Source organism: Mesomycoplasma ovipneumoniae SC01, assembly GCF_000218525.1.
Taxonomy (GTDB): domain Bacteria; phylum Bacillota_I; class Bacilli_A; order Mycoplasmatales; family Metamycoplasmataceae; genus Mesomycoplasma; species Mesomycoplasma ovipneumoniae_A.
Genome location: NZ_AFHO01000005.1, coordinates 21,825 through 43,782 on the forward strand (window position 1 = coordinate 21,825; position 21,958 = coordinate 43,782).

Consider the following 21,958-nt stretch of genomic DNA (forward strand, 5'->3'; position numbering starts at 1 on the left):
GCTATCCTTGTATTTTTTTATATATATTATTAAATTCTTCGAGTGAATTTACTATTTTTAACTCAACATTTTTAATATTTATATCGCCAAAATTAATTTTTTCAAACATGAGTAAATTTTTAAAATTTAAATTTTCAATGTTTTTTAAGGTTTCTGGAAAAATTGATTTGTAATTTAAAGAATACAGCGTAATTTTGCCTGAGTTTTTGTCAACTTCTGAATAAAAAACTTCATCAAGAAAAATTTCATCTACATTTTGAGACTTGAGAATGAATTTATTAAATTTTTCAGGTTCATGAATATTTTTGCCAGGAATAAATAAATTGGAGAGGTGAAATGCTTCTTCTCATTCAAGGTTTTTAGATAAATTTTTATTATAAATAAATTGCTTTACATCGCCAAAATTTGAAAAAATTTCTGTTTTGGGTTCATTTTTTGAATATTGTTCATTTTTGGACCCGTATAATGTGGTTATCTTCAAATTATTATGGGCTAAAATTTTCTCTTTTTTGTTCATTACATCTAAAAAAGTCTCAAATTCTGGCGATGTTTTATCTAGCGAGTTATAAAAATATAAATCCTGAATTTTATTTAATTTTATAGTTGATAATTCGTTTGTTTTTTGAAAATTGTCTTTTGGATAAAATTTAAAATAAACCTCAAATCAATCATCTGATTCTGGAATTCCCCTCCTATTTTTACTTACATCTTCATAATTAAAAAGTTTTTCTGGTAGTGAAATAATAAAATTATGATTTTTATAAGTCAAAAATTTAATGGGGAACAAATTAGTGGGCAAATAGTTTTCATTTATAAGTAACGGGTTAGCTAATCTTTTCCCGGCAATGTATGTAAAAAATAAATTTTTAGCAAAAAATTCATTATCGTTTTCGTATTTTAAAAAGGGTTCTTTGAGATCGGATTCTTTAAAAAATTCCTTATACTGATTAAGACCATCGATAATAAAAAATTTTTTAGTAAATATTTTTTCGTAATCAACAAAACGTCAATTTGCTGTTAATTTTTGGAAGTTATCACCTTCAGTAGTAGCTTTGTCATACTCTTTGGAGAAAAAGGTGGACAATTTATCGAATTCTTTGTCGTTGTAAGTTTTAAAATTGTCACTTTCAAAATATAGATATTTTTTGATTATTTCTTGAATTTTTTCATGGTTGTTCAAAAAAATCGGTATTCAGTCACTATTTTTAAGCCAAATAGTCTTTTTTTTATCAATCCGTACTAAATCACTATAGGAAAAAATGTTAGATTTTAAAGCTTCAGTATCCTTTAAGCTTATAGTGAACAAATTATTATTGGGAGAAATTTTAGATTTTAAATTTTCATTATCGTTTATGTTTATAGTGAATAAATTATTTTTTTTAGGGGGTGAAATTTTTGCTTCAAAATTGTTATTTTTATTTTGAAGCGCAAAAATTATAGCTAGAAAAATCCACGGTAAAACAATTAAAGGTGCTAAAAATAAATATTTTCTCTTATTGAATGACATGTGAAACCGCCAAATCATCATCTATTGAATCTTCAAACAAAGAGGATTTATTTTTTTAAACAACTAACCGATAAATTCCTGTTTTTTCAGCTGTATATCTTATTAATTCTGCATTTGATTTTTTTGAATTTCCAGAGTTTAATTTAATGTGTTGTCAAAATCCTCCCTCTTTTCTTTTCAAAATTAAATTTTAGTGGTTAAATAATGTATTTTTCTTAAGATGCAAAGAAGCAAAAGAATAAGCTGGTTAAGAATAAATATCTATATTTTCACTAAAAACTGAACTATGAATGGGAAATAAACTATCTATAATATAAATTATAGCAATTTTAAATGGCTTTTAGCAGAAAAACTAAAATTAAAATACAAAATTATAGTTTTAATAGAAAAACTTAGATTTATGATAAATAAATATAAAAACACTTTTACAACAAAAATTTTTGCAAAAGTGTTTTATTTATATCTTGAGTTTCCCAGTTTGATGGTAAAAATTTAGTTTTTAGCCAAATAAATAGGTAAAAATACCCGTAAATCCTTGTTTTTTGACCTAAAGTCTTAATTTTTATAGTTTCGAAATTAACCCTTTGCAAAAAAAAAAAAAAATGCTTGGATTAAAATAAAGTTATGTTATAATTAGCATCACTTAAGAATAATTAATAAATTTAGAAATCAGAATTAAGGGGGAATTAATTATGTTTTTATCATAAAAAAATCAGAAAATGCGAATTTTCTATTATATTTTTTAATATAATGGAATGCCTTAAATTTGACCGTTTAGAAATCTACAAATTTATGGCTTTTAATTATTGTTCTTTCAAAACTTCATATATTTCTTTAGGCTCGATGTAAGTAAAAACGAGTTTTCTATTTACATTGAGTTTAAATAGTAGTTATATTTTTTCTTTCATTATGGTTAGATTTAAAATTTAGTATTTTTGCTTTGATAGTTATTTTTCGTGTGTTTGCCAAAAAGTTAAAAAAGCACCCAAAAACTAAACCAGGACACTTTTTTAAGATTATCTCATCAAACTGTGAAACTCAGGAATAACAATTATTTATGTATTTTAGCAAGTTGTTCTACAGTATTTTCACTTGCTAAAAGACATTTTGCAAAAAATATTAAGTTTCTTGCTTCTAAATTTAGTTTATTATTCTTTATTGTTTGTGAAATTCTATCTTTTTAAATCAAATAACAGAGAATAACAACTAAAAAATATAAAATTTTGGATTAATTTAAAGTTAAATTCTTACTTTTTGTAGTTTTTGTACTTTTAAGAGTGCTTTTAGCACTTTTTGTAGTTTTTGTACTTTTAGCAGTCTTTGCAATTTTTGTACTTTTTCCGCTTTTTGTGCTTTTTGCAGTTTTTGTGCCTTTTGCGTTTTTTGTACTTTTTGCGCTTTTAAGAGCGCTTTTCTTGTTCAAACTTGCTTTTGTCAAATTAATTTTTTTTGGACTAGTTGTTTTTTCTTTATTATTATCTGGATTTAGAAATGTTTCAATATCTAAACCTAATAATTCCATAATTCGTAATTCGTCCATTGCATCAAGCAAAGCATTATGTGTTTCAATATAACTTTGATCTTTGGTTAACATTCTATATATATTTTGTGCGTTTCATCCACTTTTTAAATCGCCCTTTTTAGTTAGTTCTGCATTTAATGGGATATGTTTGTTAAATTGCTTGCTTTTAGCGAATATAGAAATATCGTTATGCTCGAATGATTTGTGCAATTCAGGCAAATGTCTAAAATCAAATTTTGTATATGAAAACCAATTTTTTACTTTATAAGATTTCAAGAAATGAATTAGTTGAGCAATCATTTCTTGGTGTGTTTTAACAACATTAATTTCTTCTCTAAATTCAACGGGAAGAGGAACTCAAATGTTATGAGCATACATTCCGCCTACTTTTCAATTGTTTTTTATTATTCAATATTGTTTATCAAATCATTGAAAATCAGCACTATCAGCAATTACAACTCCAACAGAAAAAACTTCATTTTCATAGTTTGTTTCTACATCAATTACAGCAATGTTTTTATTCATGTCAGTAATTTTTTGTTCTTTAATTGCTTCCATCTGATTCCTCAAATTCTTTTTGACTTTTAGGTTTATAAGCTCCTTTTGAAATTGTTTGTGCAAGTTTTTCGCTAAATTCTTCCCGATTTTTGATTCTAATTTCGTGCATTTCGTTATTTCGAATATTTCACAATATACCTTTTTCCTTTTTTAAGGCCAACATATATGAAGCAGTTTGTAAAAAATGAGCAGTTGTTAAATCGCTAACAAATTTAAGTTCATAAACTATATCATTTTTGATAACATCAGCAATTCCCTGAGCTTTTAATGTGAGATTATTATCGCTAAAGTCCATTCAACATTCTTGTTGAATTATCTCGTCTTTTTCAAGCACTTTTGATAATCTTTTATGCATTTGATCAACAGCATTATCATCAACAAAATCGGGCTGCGTTTGTTTAATGTATCTTTCTTGTTGTGTTTTCAAATAAACAAAAAAGAGTGTTAAATCTTTTATTGAATTTCTTTCTTTGATGTAATTTTCATACTCAAGTATTAACTTTTTTTGCATGTTTGGTGAATCTCAATATCTAGTTGCGATAAAAAACTCAATTTCTTTATCTAAATCCCAATCATCGAAATAAGATGCTTCAAGATAGATCCCTATACATGGTGTAAGATCAATTAAATCATCGTGTGTTTGTACTTTTATTTCGGTTGTATCTTCAGTTTTAATTTTTTTTACTTCAAGCATTTTTAACATATCTTGAAGATCAATATCAAACTTGTGATCAAACATTTCAGACATTAAAAATAAATCACTGTCTCTTTTTGTAAAATTTTTGTATTGTTTGATGATTTCTTCATTTAATAATGGGACTGACTCCTTTGGATTTAAAAAGATGATTTTTTCTTTCCCCCTACTTGCCGCTACACAAAATATGTTTTTTACAATTTCATAATTTGCAGTAATTTTATCTAAGCGGTTTTCTCAATAATTTATGGTAAAATTAAAAATAACACAAATAGGTTTTTCCAATCCTTTTGAGCTATCATATGTTGTAAAAATAGCTGAATTTTTTTTGGGAGACAAATTTGCATCTTTTTCTCTTATAGAAGCAAAAACGGTTTTTTTATTAAAAATATCACTATGATTTTCTTCAAGATAGTTTAATACTTCTGCCATTTCTTCACTAAATCCGGGTCCTAAACATAAGATATCAGCAGGTTTTTGTGTAGCCAAAAATTCCTTAATTTCTTCTAGTTCCATATATTGGATTTGACAATTTTCGTTGACTCCATTAATTGTTTTATCTCAAATTCTGCCCAGCATATTAGCATGTTCTTTTGGCATTCTAAAGGAAAATGTTAAGCTAATTTTCTTATATGATTCTAAAAATTTATTAATAAAATCAGTAACATTTAATTTTGTATTATCGTAAATTTTCTGACTCATATCTCCAACAGCAACAATTTGTATATTAGGATTTTCTTGTTTTATTCTTTCCAATAACTGAGATATTTCTTCAGTAATATCTTGATATTCATCAATTAGTAGAACATCATAAGTGCCAACAGAAATATTATTTCTTAAAAATATTCTAATTGAATCTGCGGAGGAAGAATTAATACCATTTCTTCACAAAAGTCCGTATGCAAATCCGTGATAATTTTGTACCTTAACATTTTTGTTTTTAATTTTGTTTTTAGCTTCAATTTTCAATAGCTTATTGTAAGTTAAGTATAAAATTTTTTTATCAATAGGAAATTTGTCACAGAGAACCTGAATTACTGATGTTTTTCCACTTCCAATACAAGCATCAACTAGGATATTTTCACCTTTTAATGCTAAATTAACAACATTTTGTTGTTCTTCTGTAAGTTTTTCTGCAATATTTTTTGCTTTTTGTTTTTCTTTTTTTCTAGTCATAATTCCCTTAGTTATTGAATCTAATTATAAATAATATCAATTTAAGTTTTTTTATAGAATAAAACAATAGAAAAACCGTGTCTAGTTTTTTCTATTGTTTTTCATTCTAGCAACCCTATAAATTTTAGGGCTGTTTGTAAAAATTATCCTAAGAAAATTATAGCATAAATTTTTAACAATTAAAACTGACAATAAATGATTTTTATATTATTTTTAACTATTTTAGTCGCCAACCTGAGTTTGGTAGTTTGATGGCAAAAATTCACTTTTTTAGTGAATATAAATATGCAAAAATACCGGTAAATCAGTATTTTTTGACGCTAAAACCTTAATTTTTATAGTTTTGAAATTAACCCTTTGTAAAAAAATGTTTGGACTAAAATAAAATTATGTTATAATAATTCACACTAGGAATGAATTAATAAATTTTAATATTGAATTAGGGAGGAATTAAGGATGTTTTTGTCATAAAAAAATCAGACAGCTCGAATTTTCCATTATGTTTTTAAACATGATGGAATGCCTTAAATTTACCCGTTTAGAAATCTTCAAATTTATGGCTTTTAATTATTGTTCTTTCAAAACTTCATATATTTTTTTAGGCTCAATGTAAGTAAAAACGAGTTTTCTATTTACATTAAGTTTAAATAGTAGTTGTATTTTTATCCATAAATTGATTTTTGTTAGTGTTTTAAAGTAGGTAATTAACTTTTGCCAAAAAAGTTAAAAAGCACGAAAAACTAAACCGGACAATTTTTTAAGATTATCTTATCAGACTAGGAAACTCGGGTTTAACAATTAAAATTGTGAATAAATGCTTTTTTTATATTATTTTTAACTAATTTCAGTCGCCAAAAACATCAACTTTTTGCGAGTCATCAAAACCATTTGGGAAGAGATAAGTTTTAATTCCTTTATCTTTATAAAGTTGTTGCATTGCTTGAAAATATGATTTTCGTTGATGTTTTGAACCATAAATTAGGTCATATTTTGGTAAATTATAACTTCCATAATAACCTTTATAGTCATTACCATATGATCTTAAATTTAAACTAACAGCAGTTGAAGCCCGCGGATCAGTTGCAAAAACTAATGAATATAGTTTATTATCTTTATATATTCCAGTTCCTGACATTCCTCCTCCGCCGGTGAAATTATCAAGTAAAGTACCTAAACCTCAAAATAAATAAGGAGTATGACTAAATTCATTTTTTGATGAATCAAATTTAGTAATTTTAATAAAACCGTTACTTACATAAGGCATTGCAATGAAAATATCAGTGAGACCAGGCTTATTCATAAATGAACGATAAGATCTTGATCAAGAAAGATCACCACCATTTTGTAATTGTTGGTTAGTTGGATCTTGATTAAAATAGAGAGCATTATCTTTATTTACATAAGGACTAACGCTATGTTTTCTTGTTTCTCAAGCATTTTTATTTTTAAATTCATTTAAAGTTTGACTTGTCTCTGCTTCTGTGAGTGGAAAACCTAGACCATAAAATTGATTTGCTGGTAGTTTTTCATATTGTTCATCTTTTAAAAAGTCAGCATCAGAGGTAATTGCTGTTGATTTGTCGTTAGTTTTTTGGTCTTGATGTTCATCATACCAGTCTTTTGTGATTGTTTTTGCTTGCTCTTCGTTGTCAAAGGTGACTTCCATAATTGCAAAATCAAGCAATTCTTCCATATTTTTGTATTTTTCTTGATTTGTAAAGTCGCCTAGTTTTTTGTCAAAAACATTAGAGCCAAAGACAATTGTTCTAACATTTAGTTCAGCATCTTTTGGAATTTCTTGGTTATTGTTAAGTTTTTCATCATTTACAGCAAAATTATTTGAAGTATCAAGTGTTTTTCCGGCATTATGAATGTTTGAATTTTTTGTTCGCACGGTAAGATTGACTGTATCATAGTAATTTTGGTAGCGAGGTTCGCCGGTTGTTGGCATTATATTATTTAGACTAACAGAATCTTTAATTTTTGTAAAAACCAAACTTCATGTATTATATTGACGGTTATGAGTGTTATAAGCATCATCATCACGGCCATAAATTTTACCTTCATGATAATCATTTGCAACTTGAAGTCGATTTAAAACGTGCGCATTTGTAATAAAATACCAAGTTAAGGGATATTTATTACCATCTTCTTTTTTATAGTCAATAATATTTAGGGTTCCTCTGTGCAAATTATTGAAATGAACTATTTCATTAGGTGGCAAATAATCAGGCTCACCCTCTTTTCCGTTGTGAGTTCTTAAAAATTGACCATTTCTAAAAGCAACAGAAATTGCACTTTTTGTCAATTTTTTATATTCTTGGTTTGGCAAAATCCGTGGCAAGCCAACTCTTCCAGGTCCACCTCTTAAAACTTGTCCAGTCTGGGGATCAAGGTGAATTGCGGGTGATGTATCGCCTTTGTGATGCTCGGGAATATCAATCCCTGTTATTTGTCCAGAACTGTCATATTTTGGCAAGACAAAAGTTCGCTGCGAAGCATTATCATATAAAGGTTGATTTGCATGCTTGGCTTTTTGATCTAAAGCTGATTTTAAATTTGAAGAGACTTTTTTAGTATTTCCAAGCGGATAATCACTAAGTCCATCAGGGTCATCAAGTCCAAGAACTTTAGCTCCGCCGCCACCGTATTTTTCAAGGTAATATCTTCATTCATTATCAGGAAAATCGTATTTATATTGATCTTCAACAGTTCGTTTTCCATCTTTTACAATTGCCCAATTTTGTCCTTTTGGGGCAACAGTATTTAGTTGTTCATAATATTTATTAACGCGATCTTCGGGGATTTCTGGTTGGTTTTGCTGTGGCAGTTCTCTTGTTTTTTCAACTGGTTTTAGAATATCTAAAAAAGATCCAATTATTAATTTAGTTAAATTATCAGTTTGGTAGCCAGTTTTTTCAAGTTGAAAATCCAAAGTTTTTTTAGCACTATCTCAGTCAATTTGTTTTTTTTCTAAATCTTCATTTTGAAACAATTGAGACAGTGAAGTCTTAACTTCATCAAGAGTTTTTGCAAGATTTTGGTAAGAAGTCTGTGACGCACTAGATTCAAAAGTTGAATAAGCGGCATTTATTTTGTCTTCAAAACTTTTTTGGGTGTTTTGATCAAATTTGGGCTGGTTAGTTTCAGTACTTGATTGACTACCACCCCCTGGCTTTGGAGCGGTTTTTGGTTGCTCGGCTTTAATTTCATTGTTAGTTGTACATGAGTAAAAAACAAAACTACTTAAACCAAGTCCAAAAAGTAAGAAAAGTGCTTTGTTTTTTACTAAAAAATTATTTTTTTTCATATTTCACCACCAAAAAAATTAAATTAGACAAGCCCAGAAGAACTTGAGCTGTTTTGACTACCAACAAGAACCTGAGCTGTTCCAATTGTTGAGCCAATTTTACTTCTTGCTTCTTCAGTTTCTACAAAAATTTGACTTATATTATTTCCTGATCCATTTGCAACACTAATGAATTTTCTCAGTTGTTCAACTGAATCGCCTGTTGGTGATCCAGAAATATAAACAGGGTAAGAATTAATTTGTTGTCCGTTAATTTTTACATCAACTCTTGGACTACTTCCAGGTACAGATTCAGAAAATCTTTCAGTAAATTGGGCACCATCAAGATCAGAAAATTTAAAGTTTAGACTATTTGCACCATTAGAATTTGAACCTTTGATTATGAATCTTGTGAACTTTAATTTTCTAAAGCCAGTATAATTTTCCTGAGCAAAAGGATCATCTTCCCAATTTTTAACTTTTTCGTTAAAAGTTTTATCAAAATCAGCAAATTTTATCCCTTTAAAAGTATTTACATCTGTTTCTGAAAAATCAAGTGTGGTTGGCCAGCCACCTTTTCCACCAAAATTTCCTTGGAAAACTCGCTGATTAATTTTTGAGTCAAAAACTATTGAGAGACCCTCGTTAATTTTGTCAACAGTGTCACCTTTTTCTCATCTTAGACCTGAAAAAACTATTGAACCACCAATTTTACCTTGAGATTGATCAAAAGTTGCCTGATTATTATAGTCAAAACTAATAAAATCAACATTTTTTAGGCCATTAGGATTAATACTTCATTCATCACTTACTGAATTAATTTCTGTATAAATTGACAGTTCTTTTAATTTTTTACTTTCAAGACCGCGTAAGGACTTAGTTGCATTTATATTATTTAAAAATACTGAAACTGTATTAATTTGACTAGGAATAGCTTCAAGAATGCTTGAAGCATTTTGAAGCGAATTAGCTTCGCCAATATTTTTTATCCTTATAGCTTGAACTTTGCCGTCCTTTTGTGAAATTTTTGACATAATTTCTTGAAATTTTTCAAAGGCATTATTATCATTAGCATCAAGCTGAATTAATTTTAAAGGTTGACGATTTTTATCTTCATTTTCTGAATTAGGTTTATATTCATAAACCTTAATTGAATTAGTAAAACTACCAATTTCTGAGGAAAAAGTTGAACTTACATCTGATTTTGTCCAACCGGGAAATTCACCATTAGAAATATTCCACGGACTTAAAGAATACCAACTTGGAGTGTTAAAAGTACGACTTGCGTTATGTTTTTTTAGTCTATTTAAAGTTGGATTTTTACTTTCATCTTCATATTCTCAAGCATTAATCGTATCAAGTGAAGGAACCAAACCTTGTCTAAGTGATTTTAGTTCTTCCAAAGTAAGGGAAGTTTTTTCTGGAAGGTTTTTTAAATATTCTAAATATTGTTTTTCACGATTTAAATTATATCTAGGAAGATCAATTCTTCTTTGGTAGGCTTCTTTTCAGAGGTCACGTCCTGCGTCAGTTTTAGGAATTTTGCCGCGAATATGATCTTTATCAAAATCTTCTTTATAAGAACGCTCGATTTCATTAACTTCGGCTTGCAAGTTTGCAACTCGAGATTCAATAGTTTTAATTTCGTTAGCAAGACCTTTTCTGTATCTTTCAAGGGCGTACTGAATTCTTGACTGAGAAACTCCAGGGGTTGGGTTTTGACGAGTTGCTGGAACTGGCGATGAATTTTGAACAATTACTGGTGATCTAGTTTGAGTATTTGGGGTTGAAACCTCTGCAGGTTTCCTAGGAGAGAGAGCGACGTGGCGTTGAAGGTCTTTGAACCGGAGTTTCTATTTTGGTTATAACTACCGGCTGTTTTATTTTTGTTTCAACTTTAGGGGTTTCTTGTTTAATTACCTCTTTGGGTGTTTCTTCTTTTGGTTTAACTAAATCCACTTTAGGTTGGTTATTTTCTTGAGGTTTAAAATCAGAATTCACGACCGGTGAGACATAAGTTAAATCATTTGGATTATTTTTAATTACAATTGAAGGGGACGAAGAACTATAGTGAATTTCATTACTGGAGCTAATAAAATTATTAGCTAAGGAACTAGCAAAAGAACCACCAACTAAAACCATAGCGGATGCGGCTAAAATTATTATTTTTTTTCTTCTTGGAATATAAATTTGCATATTTCCTCCTTATTACTTTTCATATAGGATATATTAATTATACAAATTTTTTATTTTTTAAAAATAAAAAATATACTACAAATTTTAAATTTGTTAGTTTATGTAGTTTTAATCGCCTTTTTATTATTAATTTAATTATTTTTGCCAAAAACAGTCAAATTAATAATTTTCTCTATATTTTTTTGAATTTAAGAAACGCCTCTTGCTGATATTTTAAAATGGAAAATTTTTAAAAAGGGGGACTTAGTATAAATTAATGTGCCAACCTCTTTTTTAAAATGTGATTTTTTATAGAAAGTTCAAATATATATTAAAAATTTTAAACCATTAATAATTTTTTTCAAGTAAAAAATGAATATTTTGTACAAAAAGAACGTTCAAAAGTTTTAAATTTTCTGAATTTTGGTAGTTTTGTTTCTGGTTGTTTAGTCATTTTAAGCATTTTTAAAAAAGATTTTTCTGAGTTTGCTTGTGGTCTAAATATTTAAAATAGGTATGATTTTTTCTTTGATATCTTAATAAAACAGCAAAAAAATTGTAATTAACTTTTGCAAAAAAAATTAAAAAAACTAACACTTTTGGTGTTAGTCTCCTCCTAAACTCTGACAAAAAAGTCAACACCTTAGTGTTAACTTTTTTTGCCCTGGTTTATTTTGGCTGGGTTTTTTTAAAATTTGCTATAAATTTATACACTTTTTGTAAAATTTACGATTTCTATAGTCTTTGAATTTATTTTAAGTTTTTATTACGCGTTATAATATAAAGTAATTTTTGAAGAAAGATTATTTATGAAAAAAATAACTATTTTTGAAGCTTTTGCTGGTCTAGGATCACAATTGCGCGCGCTCAAATTGGTAGGAAAAACTCTAAATTTTGAAGTTGAATCATTAGGAATTATTGAGTGATATATTCACGCTATTATTTCTTATCAAATTATTAATTATAAAGTCTTACCACCAGATACAAAAACACCAATAGAAGTAATTATTGATCAACTTTCTTCATTAAGGGTTTCAATAGATAGTAAAAATTTAGTGTCTAAAAATTATTTTCAAAAAATGAAGGAAGATAAATTGCGTAAAATTTATCCTTATTTTTTAAAAATGCTCAATAACCCGTCTCTCTCTCTCTCTCTCTAAGAATAATAAAAATAATTATTATTTTTGATATTCAGATATTAGTCAAGTTAATCAAATACCTAAAAATATAGATATTTTTACTTATTCTTTCCCTTGCCAAGACTTATCGACACAAGGATTACAAAAAGGCCTTAATCCTTCAACAAGAAGCGGGCTACTTTGGCAAATTAAAAGAATTTTAGAAAATAATTTAGATAATTTACCTAAAGTTTTGTTGATGGAAAATGTAAAAAATTTAGCTAGCCAAAAATTTCGTGGTGAATTTAATAATTGAATTAATTTTTTAAAAACTTTAGGCTACAAAAGTAAATGAAAAATTTTAAACTCTACTGATTTTGGATCATGTCAAAATAGACAAAGAGTTTTTATGGTTTCTTGGTTGACTAATAAAAAATTTGAGTGACCAACCCCAATAAAACATAACAATAATTTAAAGAAGATTTTAGATTTTACTCATCTACCAAATGAAGAAAATCTAGCTAACAAAATTTTTAAATATCAACTAACAAGCCCTAGAATAACAAACTCAAGTATTAAGAAAAGGGAAATTATTAATTTTACTAAATTTAATTCTGAAAACTATATTTATTATCCTGACTTTTTCGGACCAACACTTACAGCATCAGGGGCTAACTCTAGACTTAAATTTTTGATTAAAGAAAACTACATAAGAGAAATAAATTTTTATGAGTCCTTTAAATATATGGGTTTTACAGCGGGTGATGCTCATAAAATTTATAAAACAAATTTAGTTCAACCAAAATCTATAATATTTTTAGCTGGTAATTCAATATCTATTGAAGTTCTAAAAGCACTTTTTGAAAAAATTGTTTTGCTTTTAGAAAAGGAGTAATAGATGAGTGTAACTTTAAGATGGAATAAATTAAAAATTAGAAGCAAACACTTTTCAGAAAACAAAGATAAACCACAATTTAAAGGGGAAATATTTTTTGTTTATGATATTGAAAGTTTAGTAATTCATCATTTTTATATTGAAATTAATAGTTGTGTCATGTCTAAATTAGTAACTCAAAGACTTAGAAAATTCCATGAACGAGAGCATATTAATAGAACAAGGTGTTGTTATTATGAAAAAAGGGAAGAGTTTTTTAATAGTCTTAAGCAAAAAGTTGTTCAAAAAGATAGAAAATCTAGAACTTATAATCAAGATGATTTACAAATCTTAAATAATGATGAAATTGTACACTTAAATCAACTATTAAGAACACCAAATTTTTTAACCACAATTAAAAGTTTATCCACATTTATCTATGGTACCAATCCAACTGGAGAATTATTGAAACCTGAAAATGCTCCTATTATTTTAGATGATGAGGCAAATTTTGATAAAAATACCAGTTATTTTGCACTCTTTTTCACACATTATTCTGATTTTAAAAATAATAAAAAAAATAATAAAAATGAATATGATGGTATTTATAAGAATATTTATAAGGATAATGATTTATTAGATGATAAAAATTATTTTGATAGATTTAAAGAAGCTCCTAATAATTCAAAACTTTACAATGTTTATCAATTATTTGTAAAACTCACTAGCAATAAATTAAATATAGAAAGTGGCAAAAAAGTTTTAGCAGATATTAAAAAGCATTTATCATTACATGAAATTAATTATTTAGTAAAAAAAGAAAGAACAAAAATGAAAAATATTAAGATAGATTCTATTAATATTCTTAATTTGGATAAACAAATTCCTTTAGACAAGGCACATATTTTCCCAGTTGAAAGAATTAAAGATAAAATAGTAAAACTAGTAAATATGGAAAGCCAAGAGCTTGACAGTCGTCAAGTAAAAGACTTTCTTAAAAAAATCACAGAAGCTCATAATTTAATAGCTTTAGATAAAACGTCACATAGTCAGTTTGATACAAATAAATTTACATGAGATTCCGATAATGGAAAATTGGTGATTAACTGTTGCAACTCAGCACAACCATGCAAGCATATATCTAATAAAATTACCGATCTTCCAAAAGAAAAAATTACTCGTGATATTTTAGATAATCTCTATTTAAGAAATTCTATAGTAAAGAATAAACCCGGACAAAGAAAATTAACACTATAAACCAGGACACTTTTTCAAGATTGTATTATCAAACCGGGAAACTTGGAAAAAAGAAAAATGCAAAATTAACACAAACAGTCAATTTTGCATGTATATAAAACAATTTAATAAGAAATTGGCAAAAAAGTTTGATAGGTCTTTGAAAAATAAATCTGTACTAACCCGTTTTTTCCGTTTTTCATTGTGGTAAATAATTTTTTATTACTGATTCGAGTGTTTTAAGACGATTAATGTTTTTATTAAAAACAATATTTTTTTCTTTTGGAACTACCAAAATTTGAAAAGCAAGTTTATTAAATTTTGATGACGGGAAAAAACGCGAAAAGGCATTAAAACTATAATTTGAATGGCTAATAGGTTCTAAAAAAATATTGTTATTTTCTTCGTTTGTAATGATTATTTTCTCAAATTCTACTGTTGTTGATTTATTATCAGAATTTAAATAATAAGATTGTGGAGAACCATAGACAAATTTTTCTCATGTTTCATATATAAAAATATTTGAATTTTTAAAGATATCATCTAGCTTTTTCCCACTAAATACTTTTGTTTCAAAATCGTTTATAAATTCATTTTCATCTATCTTTAAACTTGAGTCCAATTTTGAAATACGATTAATTATTTTATCTTTAAATTCTTCTAAATTTTTAATTATCGCATGTTTATTTTCAAAAAAATTATTGACTCAAGGGTCGAGTTTTTCAGCAACTTTTTCATACGGCTGCTTTAATTTAAAAAATTGAATTTTGTTTTTCTTTTGGATAGACTTAATTTCATCGAAAATATCATAAAATGCTTTATTTTTTAAATAATTAGAAAGTACATACCTTTTTTCAAGATCATGATAAATTTTTCTAGTTTTAGTTACTAAAGTTTCTGAGTCAGCTTTATTAAAATCATAGTGAAAATAAATTTTTTTATCTTTGGGGTATAAAACAACGGTAAAATATGGACTAAACACTGGCACAATCCCCAAATTCGTATACTGATTATAATGAATATCATCTGCACAAAAAGGAGTCATGTTTATATAACGGTCGGCTTTATCATCAAAATAATAATGTCTGGACGATAACAGACTTTTTCCGCCAAAATGCTCCATAATTAAAATATTATTATTCTTAAGCGATTCTTCTATTGTTGTACCATTTAGAAATTTTTCTTCAAATTCTTTTTTTATTGAAGCAGCGCTAACAAAACGATCTATATTGGCCTCTTTTGTAATTTCTTTGGATTTGTCAACTATCTTTTTTTGAAATTCTTCAAGAGTATAAATATCAATTGAGTTTTTATTACCAAGGAAATAATTTCGAGTTTTATTTTGGGCTACATTGCTATCTTTTTTTTCTTTTTGCAAGGAATAGAAAAAATTTAATGGCGAAAATGTCGCCCTTTTTACATTATTTTCTTCATAATGTTTTTCTAATAGATTTAAAAAATAATCTCCACTATATTTATGATTATCTTCATCTAGGCTTGGCTTAGGTTTAGTAGAAATCAAATTAAAAAATGGGCCACATGAACTCAAAAAAAATGGCAAAGTTAATGAACTTATAACTATAAATTTACTAAAAAAATGTTTAATTTTCATTGTACACCAAATAAGAAGCAACTAATCTGTCATCCTCCGAGTTTTCAAAAACAGAAGATCTATAATTTTTAACATAAATACGATAATAGGCAGATTCGTTTGACTTAAAATCTATTAATTCATCGTTGCTCAGGATGCTATTAGATCTTGCAACATCAACTCAATCGCCATTTGAATTTAATTTTTGTAAGTAAAGATCATAATCTGAAACAAAAGTACCACCTTGTCGTTTTTTTGTTGCCCCTAACGGTAATCAATCGTGGCTAACATTTCTGCTAATTGCCGGTAAAAATCACCATCAGCCAGATATATTTTGGCCTATTTCGTTATTTTTTAGCAAACCAGCGTTAAAGTTTCAAGACAAAGAGGCTTTAATTGTCTCATTTGAATTAACTCAAAACCTATTGCCAGTAAAAATAACTTTGCCCTCATTTTCTTTATTGCCGAAAATAAAACTTTGATTATCTACTGCTTTTTTCATTTTTTCAAAATCGGGGGTTCCTGCCCCATATTTTTCATAATAACCACTATCTTTTTTATCCAAATCAATATGATTTGGACTTATTGCAGAAACAGAAAGAAGGGATTTTATTGCCGGAACTCTAAAATCATCACGAACAAAAAGTATTTCTCTTAAAAGTGTTGATATTAGTCCGGTTACAATAGGGGCAGCATAACTAGTTCCACTTACATATTTTTTGCTTTGGCCGGATTGATTTTTATCATCAAGAACATTATAAATCTGACTTGGAGCTACTACTAAGGGTTTAGCAAATTGCAAATATTCATCACCAATTTTAAAATTAGAATAAGGTGCTATTTCATTTTTTGCTATATTCAAATTACTAGAATTATCTTCAAGTGCTCCAACCACTATTGAATTTAGTGACAAGCTTCTATCATCAATTCACGGATTATCCTTAGATTTATTTTTGCCAAATTCATCCTCGTCAATTTTATCAGCGCCATTACCTGCGGCAAAGACATGAATTACGCCGTATTTTCTTGCTAAAAAATCAAGTAAATACGCATTTTCGTTGTAGTCTTTAAAATCAACAAACTTATTTCCATAACTGTGATTTATTACCCTTACATCTTTAGTAGCCATTCATTCAATTGCTTTATGTCATTCAGCATCTGTTTTAAATATTGATAAATACAAATCCGACTTTTTATCAACACCTGCTTTTCCGCCTAAAATTAATGAAACTAGCGTTGAATGATATGGTTTTTCGGCTTGCTTGGGTCTATTTGAGACTAGATCGTTTATATTTAATTGATTTTCATTAAAATATATATTAAAATTTTGGTCAAATTTGTCTAAAAATTCTATAGCACCAACCTTTGAGGTGGCTTTATCTTGATTTTCATTGTCTTTTGCTGGTTGTTTTTGAAAATTTACTATTGAAATATTTTTATTTAACGACTCGCTAAAAAGTGAATGATAATTATCATTATTATTTAACGGATTATTATCACCGAGCGTTTCAACATGTCCTGTTTGTTTGTCTTTTTCTTCATTTTTATAAACAATAAATCGACTGATAGTAGAATTTTTTAAGGAATTTTTGACAAAAAATTCTCGATCATTTTCAGTATCAAAATAAAACCAGACAATTGGCAACATTTGGCTATATTTTGCTTCTTTATATTTTAAGTTTAACTTCTTAATTTTTTCTAAAAAATCAATATTAAAAGAAGTTATTTTTTTAGGTTCAGTATCTAAAAAGTCAGGGTTTAATAATAATTTTAATTCAAAATTATTATCTAGATTTTCAACCTTTGACGATTTATTTAATTTTTTAATAAAAGGCTCTCTTACATCGATTTTACTACTAAAGTTTGTAGAATATCAATATTGCTTATTATTATTTCAATTTATAAAGAGCGAACTGTATATTAATGGAATTGAAGTAAAACCAAACAAATATAAGGTAAACTTTTTTAACTTTTTAAATTTTTTAACCACAAAAACCAAACCTTATTATGTATTAATTCAATTTTATTTTCTATCTAACTTATATCAGTTAAGAAATTTCTAAGTCATCTTTTTATTCTTAATTAATTATATCAAAAAATAGTTCTGATTCAATAAAAGTTGTTATAAAAACTAAATAAAAATTAGGAGAAAAAAATCAGCCAACTAGTTTTTTGTCAAGATTTTGAGTGCAGTACTTTTGTTAATTTTTCTACGGGAGTGTTCGTAATTTTGTGATCTAAATATTTAAAATAGGTATGATTTTTACTTTGATATTTTAGTGAATCAGTAAAAAAATTGTAATTAACTTTTGCCAAAAAAGTTAAACAAGTGCCTAAAACTGGAGACTTTTTTAAGATTGTATTATCAAACTGGGAAACTCAGGAAAAAAGAGACTAGATTTATATTTCTAGTTGTCATAAAATTTCTATCAACTAAATCCCTCATAAGTACTAAATGCTAGTTTATATAGTGCTATAAGTGTATCATTATCTATATTTTTTAACTCTTCAAAAACTGTGTCTTTTTGAACTTTAAGTGATTTATTATTAGAAATGATTTTTTCAATTGTTATTGGTAGCTGCTCACATATTAATTTAAAAGTATTTTTATCTCCAGTAACAATTTCATAAAACTTATCTATTGATATTCTTCTTAATTTTTCATTAGAAGATTGTTTCACTTTATCAAGACTAATAACCCACGGAATATTTTGAGATTTTTCAGCAATAACTTCTACTAATGCACAAATGCTTCTATCTCTATCTTTTGCATTTAATAAATGATTTTGCATCTTCATAAATGTTTTTGCCGATGATGAATTATTCATTGTATTATGCTTATTTTTCAGTTCAACATAATATGTTATATCATCGCTAGTAAAAATCACGTCCCATCCTTGATCTGGAACTTCACAATTTTTAATATTCTTAAACATATTTTGATGAAAATATCCAATTATATTATTGTTAGTTTTATCTCTTTGTCTGTGAATTTCCAATTTTATTATCTCTTCAAAACTTTTATCAAAAACATTTTTATCAAAAAGTAATTTTATTGGATCAATTAAATTACTATTGAATTTTTTTAAATTTATACTCTCAAGCGTTTCATTATACTGCTTCAAAGTATTAGTTATAAGCTTTTCAAAATCTTCTTGTGAAATAAAATCTAACTTATAAATTTCCATATCTAATTTCCTCTAACTTCTCCAATATTTTTAAGCCTACTTCTTTAGCTAAATTACAAGGAACTGCATTTCCTACTTGCTTGTATTGTGAACCCATTGGTCCTGTAAATATCCATTCATCTGGAAAAGATTGTATTCTAGCATTTTCTCTAACAGTAAATGGTCTAGTCTCTGTTGGATGACATCTATCCGTTTGTTTCATTTGAGGTGTAGTTAAAACTGTCAGTGAGGGCTCGTCTAAACTCAACCTCCTTAGTATCCCTGTTCTTCCGCCACCCATATACCAACAAGACTTCATATAGTCTTTAGCTATGTTTTCAGGAATATCTCTTCAATACCCACCTGGAGGAACTAATGAAAAAATATCTTCTTTTGTTTTTGAATACTTAGCGCCTAGACTACTAGGAACATCTTGTAAAATATCCGATAATACTGGTTTATATTCATATTTCAAAGGATAGACAAATTCTTTATCATTAACTAAATCATTTCTTATGCCAACGACAATTAATCGTTCTCTTTTCTGAGCAACACCATAATCTCAGGCATTTAATACCTCATAGAATATTTTATATCCCTCTTGCTCAAAAATATTGATAATTGTCTTGAATGTTCTCCCCTTATCGTGAGATAAAAGTCCCTTTACATTTTCGAACAAAAGCATTTTAGGTTGCAATTTATTTAAAAAAACTGCATAGTGATAAAACATTGTACCCCTAACATCATCAAGTCCTAATCTTTTACCAGCATAACTAAAACTTTGGCAAGGCGCTCCACCAGATAATAAATCTAATTCTCCTTTTTTTATGTTAAATTCTTTTTCTAAATCTTTCTTAGCAACAATCTCTATATCTTCACAAATAACATTCCATTTTGGTCTGTTAACTTTTAGTGTATTAGCAGCATATTTGTCATATTCAACTAATCCGATGTGCTTAAATCCTGCCTGCTCTAAGCCTAAGGCGAGTCCTCCTGCACCCGCAAAAAGTTCAATACTTGTATATGCGCTCTTCATTAATAGATCCCCCTGGATGGCTCATACGATTGTTCATGCACACCCTCTTACCTTTTTATCTTGTTTAATTATAACAAAAAACTTGAATTTCCTCAAGTCCCTAAATAGTAAGTATCGACTTTAATTTTCTAATTATGCAGGCGTAAAATCAATAACTTAAGTATAATAAAATGACTATATAAGTCTAACAGATATTGCTAAGTATAAAAATAGTGAAAAACCAAATGTAGTTGTTGCAAATTGGATGAGAAATTATAATACAGTAGAATATTTAGGAATATGGGAACAGTTAAATAATCTTGAATTTAACCCCCTCGAATTCAAGGGGTTTTTACTTAATAGTAAGTTCAAGTGCAACACAAATTAAGGCAAAAAATAATTGTGTGGCAGAAATTTTTTTTCTATTATTTTTTTAAAATAAAAAAGAAAAAAGCTCCAAATTAGACAGGAACTTCATATTAATTATAGCGTTAAAAAATATAACTATATAACAAAAAGTGATAGACAAGCATTTATAAATAGATAATGTTTTAAGTATTTTCACAAATTTAAATTAAATATATTAGATACATTGAAATAAAAAGGTGGAAATCCACTTAAATTTTTCAAACTATTACTAAACATAAGTCTGTTTATGTTAAAATTATTTTGAAATAAAAAGGTGGAAATCCACTTAAATTTTTCAAGCGAGGTAGCAAAATGATAATAAAGCGCGATTTTTATCTAAACCAAATAATTGAAAAAAAAGAGAATGGCAGAATCAAGATTATTACCGGAATAAGAAGGTGCGGAAAATCATATTTATTATTCAATTTTTATCGTGATTACCTACTTAGCAACGGAACTAAAGAAAATCAAATTATAACAATTGCTCTTGACCAAATTGATAATATTGAATACCGAAATCCATTTAGATTAAATGAATATATTAAGAAAAAAACAAAAAATATAAACAAAATGTACTACATTTTCATTGACGAAATTCAATTATCTGAAAATGTATCAAATCCCTATATTGAAAGTAATGAAAAAAATATAACCTTTGTAGATGTGCTTTTAAGTCTTATGAAACATAGTAACTTAGACATTTATATCACTGGCAGCAACTCTAAAATGCTTTCATCAGATTTATTAACTCAATTCAGAGACCGCGGAGACCAAGTACATGTAAATCCTTTATCTTTTGCTGAAGTTTATGAATTATTTAATGACAAATCAGAAGCTTTTGAACATTATTTTGTATATGGTGGTATGCCACATATTTATAAATTGCAAAATGATGAACAAAAAAGTCATTATTTAAAGCAGTTATTCAAGCAAACATATATTAAAGACATTCTTGAGCGCAACCAAATATATAATGAGCAACAAATACTTGAAATCCTGCTTGACTTTACATCTTCAAATATTGGTTCTTTAACCAATCCCTCTAAGCTTGCAAATCGTTTTTTGTCAGAAAAACAAATACACATATCATCAAATACAATTTTTAAGTATCTTAAATTTTTTGAAGAATCTTATATTATTCAACGGGCTTATCGCTACGATGTAAAGGGTTCTAAATATTTTTCAACCCCACTTAAATATTATTTTTCAGATATTGGTCTAAGAAATACAAGATTAAATTTTCGCCAAATAGAAAACACACATATAATGGAAAATATAATCTACAACGATTTACTTCGAAGAGGATACAATATTGACATTGGTGTTGTAGAACATGAATTTAAAAATGGCTCAACAAGAAAAAAAATTCAGCTTGAAATAGATTTTGTTATTAATAAAGGCCACAAAAGATACTATATTCAATCAGCATTTAATATTGACAATTTAGAAAAAAAAGAACAAGAAATAACCTCGCTTAAAAAAATAAATGATTCATTTAAAAAAATAGTTATAGTAAGAAACAAAATAATTCCAAAACACGATGAAAATGGTATTTTATACATTGGTTTAGAAGATTTTTTACTTAATGAATCAATAATAGACTTATAATTTTTAAATAACAACTTATT

Annotated in this window: 15 protein-coding genes; 5 read left to right on the plus strand and 10 right to left on the minus strand. The window is 27.2% G+C overall.

The features are described from left to right. Window position 1: 1 nt before the first annotated feature. The 6 genes from MOSC01_RS04830 to MOSC01_RS04835 form a co-directional block, all read right to left on the minus strand. Window positions 2–1,507: a hypothetical protein gene (locus MOSC01_RS04830; protein WP_010320976.1), complete on the minus strand. Its 1,506-nt coding sequence runs from the start codon at window positions 1,505–1,507 to the stop codon at window positions 2–4. 1,228 nt (window positions 1,508–2,735) lie between these two features. Next, complete coding sequence (locus tag MOSC01_RS0101055; protein ID WP_010320977.1) at window positions 2,736–3,587, minus strand: hypothetical protein; 852 nt, start codon at window positions 3,585–3,587, stop codon at window positions 2,736–2,738. Continuing rightward, on the minus strand, window positions 3,574–5,457 hold the full coding sequence (locus tag MOSC01_RS0101060) for an AAA family ATPase (protein WP_010320978.1): 1,884 nt from the start codon (window positions 5,455–5,457) through the stop codon (window positions 3,574–3,576). Before MOSC01_RS0101060 ends, MOSC01_RS0101055 begins: the two co-directional genes overlap by 14 nt. A gap of 838 nt (window positions 5,458–6,295) precedes the next feature. Next, window positions 6,296–8,767, minus strand: a complete 2,472-nt coding sequence (gene mip, locus MOSC01_RS0101065; RefSeq protein WP_010320979.1) for an Ig-specific serine endopeptidase MIP — start codon at window positions 8,765–8,767, stop codon at window positions 6,296–6,298. A 23-nt stretch (window positions 8,768–8,790) separates the two neighbouring features. Then, complete coding sequence (locus MOSC01_RS04100; RefSeq protein ID WP_237700250.1) at window positions 8,791–10,503, minus strand: putative immunoglobulin-blocking virulence protein; 1,713 nt, start codon at window positions 10,501–10,503, stop codon at window positions 8,791–8,793. 49 nt (window positions 10,504–10,552) lie between these two features. Continuing rightward, on the minus strand, window positions 10,553–10,942 hold the full coding sequence (locus MOSC01_RS04835; protein WP_237700248.1) for a hypothetical protein: 390 nt from the start codon (window positions 10,940–10,942) through the stop codon (window positions 10,553–10,555). 788 nt (window positions 10,943–11,730) lie between these two features. Here MOSC01_RS04835 and dcm_N point away from each other — a divergent pair. The 3 genes from dcm_N (at window position 11,731) to MOSC01_RS0101095 (ending at window position 14,170) form a co-directional block, all read left to right on the plus strand. Continuing rightward, on the plus strand, window positions 11,731–12,081 hold the full coding sequence (gene dcm_N, locus MOSC01_RS04785; protein ID WP_010320981.1) for a DNA (cytosine-5-)-methyltransferase N-terminal subunit: 351 nt from the start codon (window positions 11,731–11,733) through the stop codon (window positions 12,079–12,081). Window positions 12,082–12,154: 73 nt separating this feature from the next. Beyond that, window positions 12,155–12,934 (plus strand): DNA (cytosine-5-)-methyltransferase, encoded by a 780-nt coding sequence (gene dcm, locus MOSC01_RS0101090; RefSeq protein WP_237700251.1) that lies wholly within the window; start codon window positions 12,155–12,157, stop codon window positions 12,932–12,934. 3 nt (window positions 12,935–12,937) lie between these two features. Then, window positions 12,938–14,170 carry an MAG4270 family putative restriction endonuclease gene (locus MOSC01_RS0101095; RefSeq protein ID WP_010320983.1) on the plus strand — a complete coding sequence of 411 codons (1,233 nt, stop codon included), beginning with the start codon at window positions 12,938–12,940 and terminating at the stop codon, window positions 14,168–14,170. A gap of 157 nt (window positions 14,171–14,327) precedes the next feature. Here the strand turns inward: MOSC01_RS0101095 and MOSC01_RS0101100 are convergent, their stop codons facing one another. The 4 genes from MOSC01_RS0101100 to MOSC01_RS0101115 form a co-directional block, all read right to left on the minus strand. Then, window positions 14,328–15,761, minus strand: coding sequence for a hypothetical protein (locus MOSC01_RS0101100; RefSeq protein WP_010320984.1), 1,434 nt, complete (start codon window positions 15,759–15,761; stop codon window positions 14,328–14,330). Next, on the minus strand, window positions 15,751–17,688 hold the full coding sequence (locus MOSC01_RS0101105) for a S8 family serine peptidase (protein WP_237700249.1): 1,938 nt from the start codon (window positions 17,686–17,688) through the stop codon (window positions 15,751–15,753). The genes MOSC01_RS0101100 and MOSC01_RS0101105 overlap by 11 nt, the downstream gene beginning before the upstream one ends. 478 nt (window positions 17,689–18,166) lie before the next feature. Continuing rightward, entirely contained in the window at window positions 18,167–18,928 is a 762-nt protein-coding gene (locus tag MOSC01_RS0101110) for an Eco47II family restriction endonuclease (RefSeq protein ID WP_010320986.1), read from the minus strand. Continuing rightward, entirely contained in the window at window positions 18,915–19,943 is a 1,029-nt protein-coding gene (locus tag MOSC01_RS0101115) for a DNA cytosine methyltransferase (protein ID WP_010320987.1), read from the minus strand. Before MOSC01_RS0101115 ends, MOSC01_RS0101110 begins: the two co-directional genes overlap by 14 nt. Window positions 19,944–20,121: 178 nt before the next feature. Here MOSC01_RS0101115 and MOSC01_RS04520 point away from each other — a divergent pair, with 178 nt between their 5' ends. Both MOSC01_RS04520 and MOSC01_RS0101120 read left to right on the plus strand, forming a co-directional pair. After that, window positions 20,122–20,310 carry a KilA-N domain-containing protein gene (locus MOSC01_RS04520; protein WP_202795918.1) on the plus strand — a complete coding sequence of 63 codons (189 nt, stop codon included), beginning with the start codon at window positions 20,122–20,124 and terminating at the stop codon, window positions 20,308–20,310. Window positions 20,311–20,642: 332 nt separating this feature from the next. Then, window positions 20,643–21,938 (plus strand): ATP-binding protein, encoded by a 1,296-nt coding sequence (locus MOSC01_RS0101120; protein WP_010320988.1) that lies wholly within the window; start codon window positions 20,643–20,645, stop codon window positions 21,936–21,938. Window positions 21,939–21,958 lie beyond the last annotated feature (20 nt).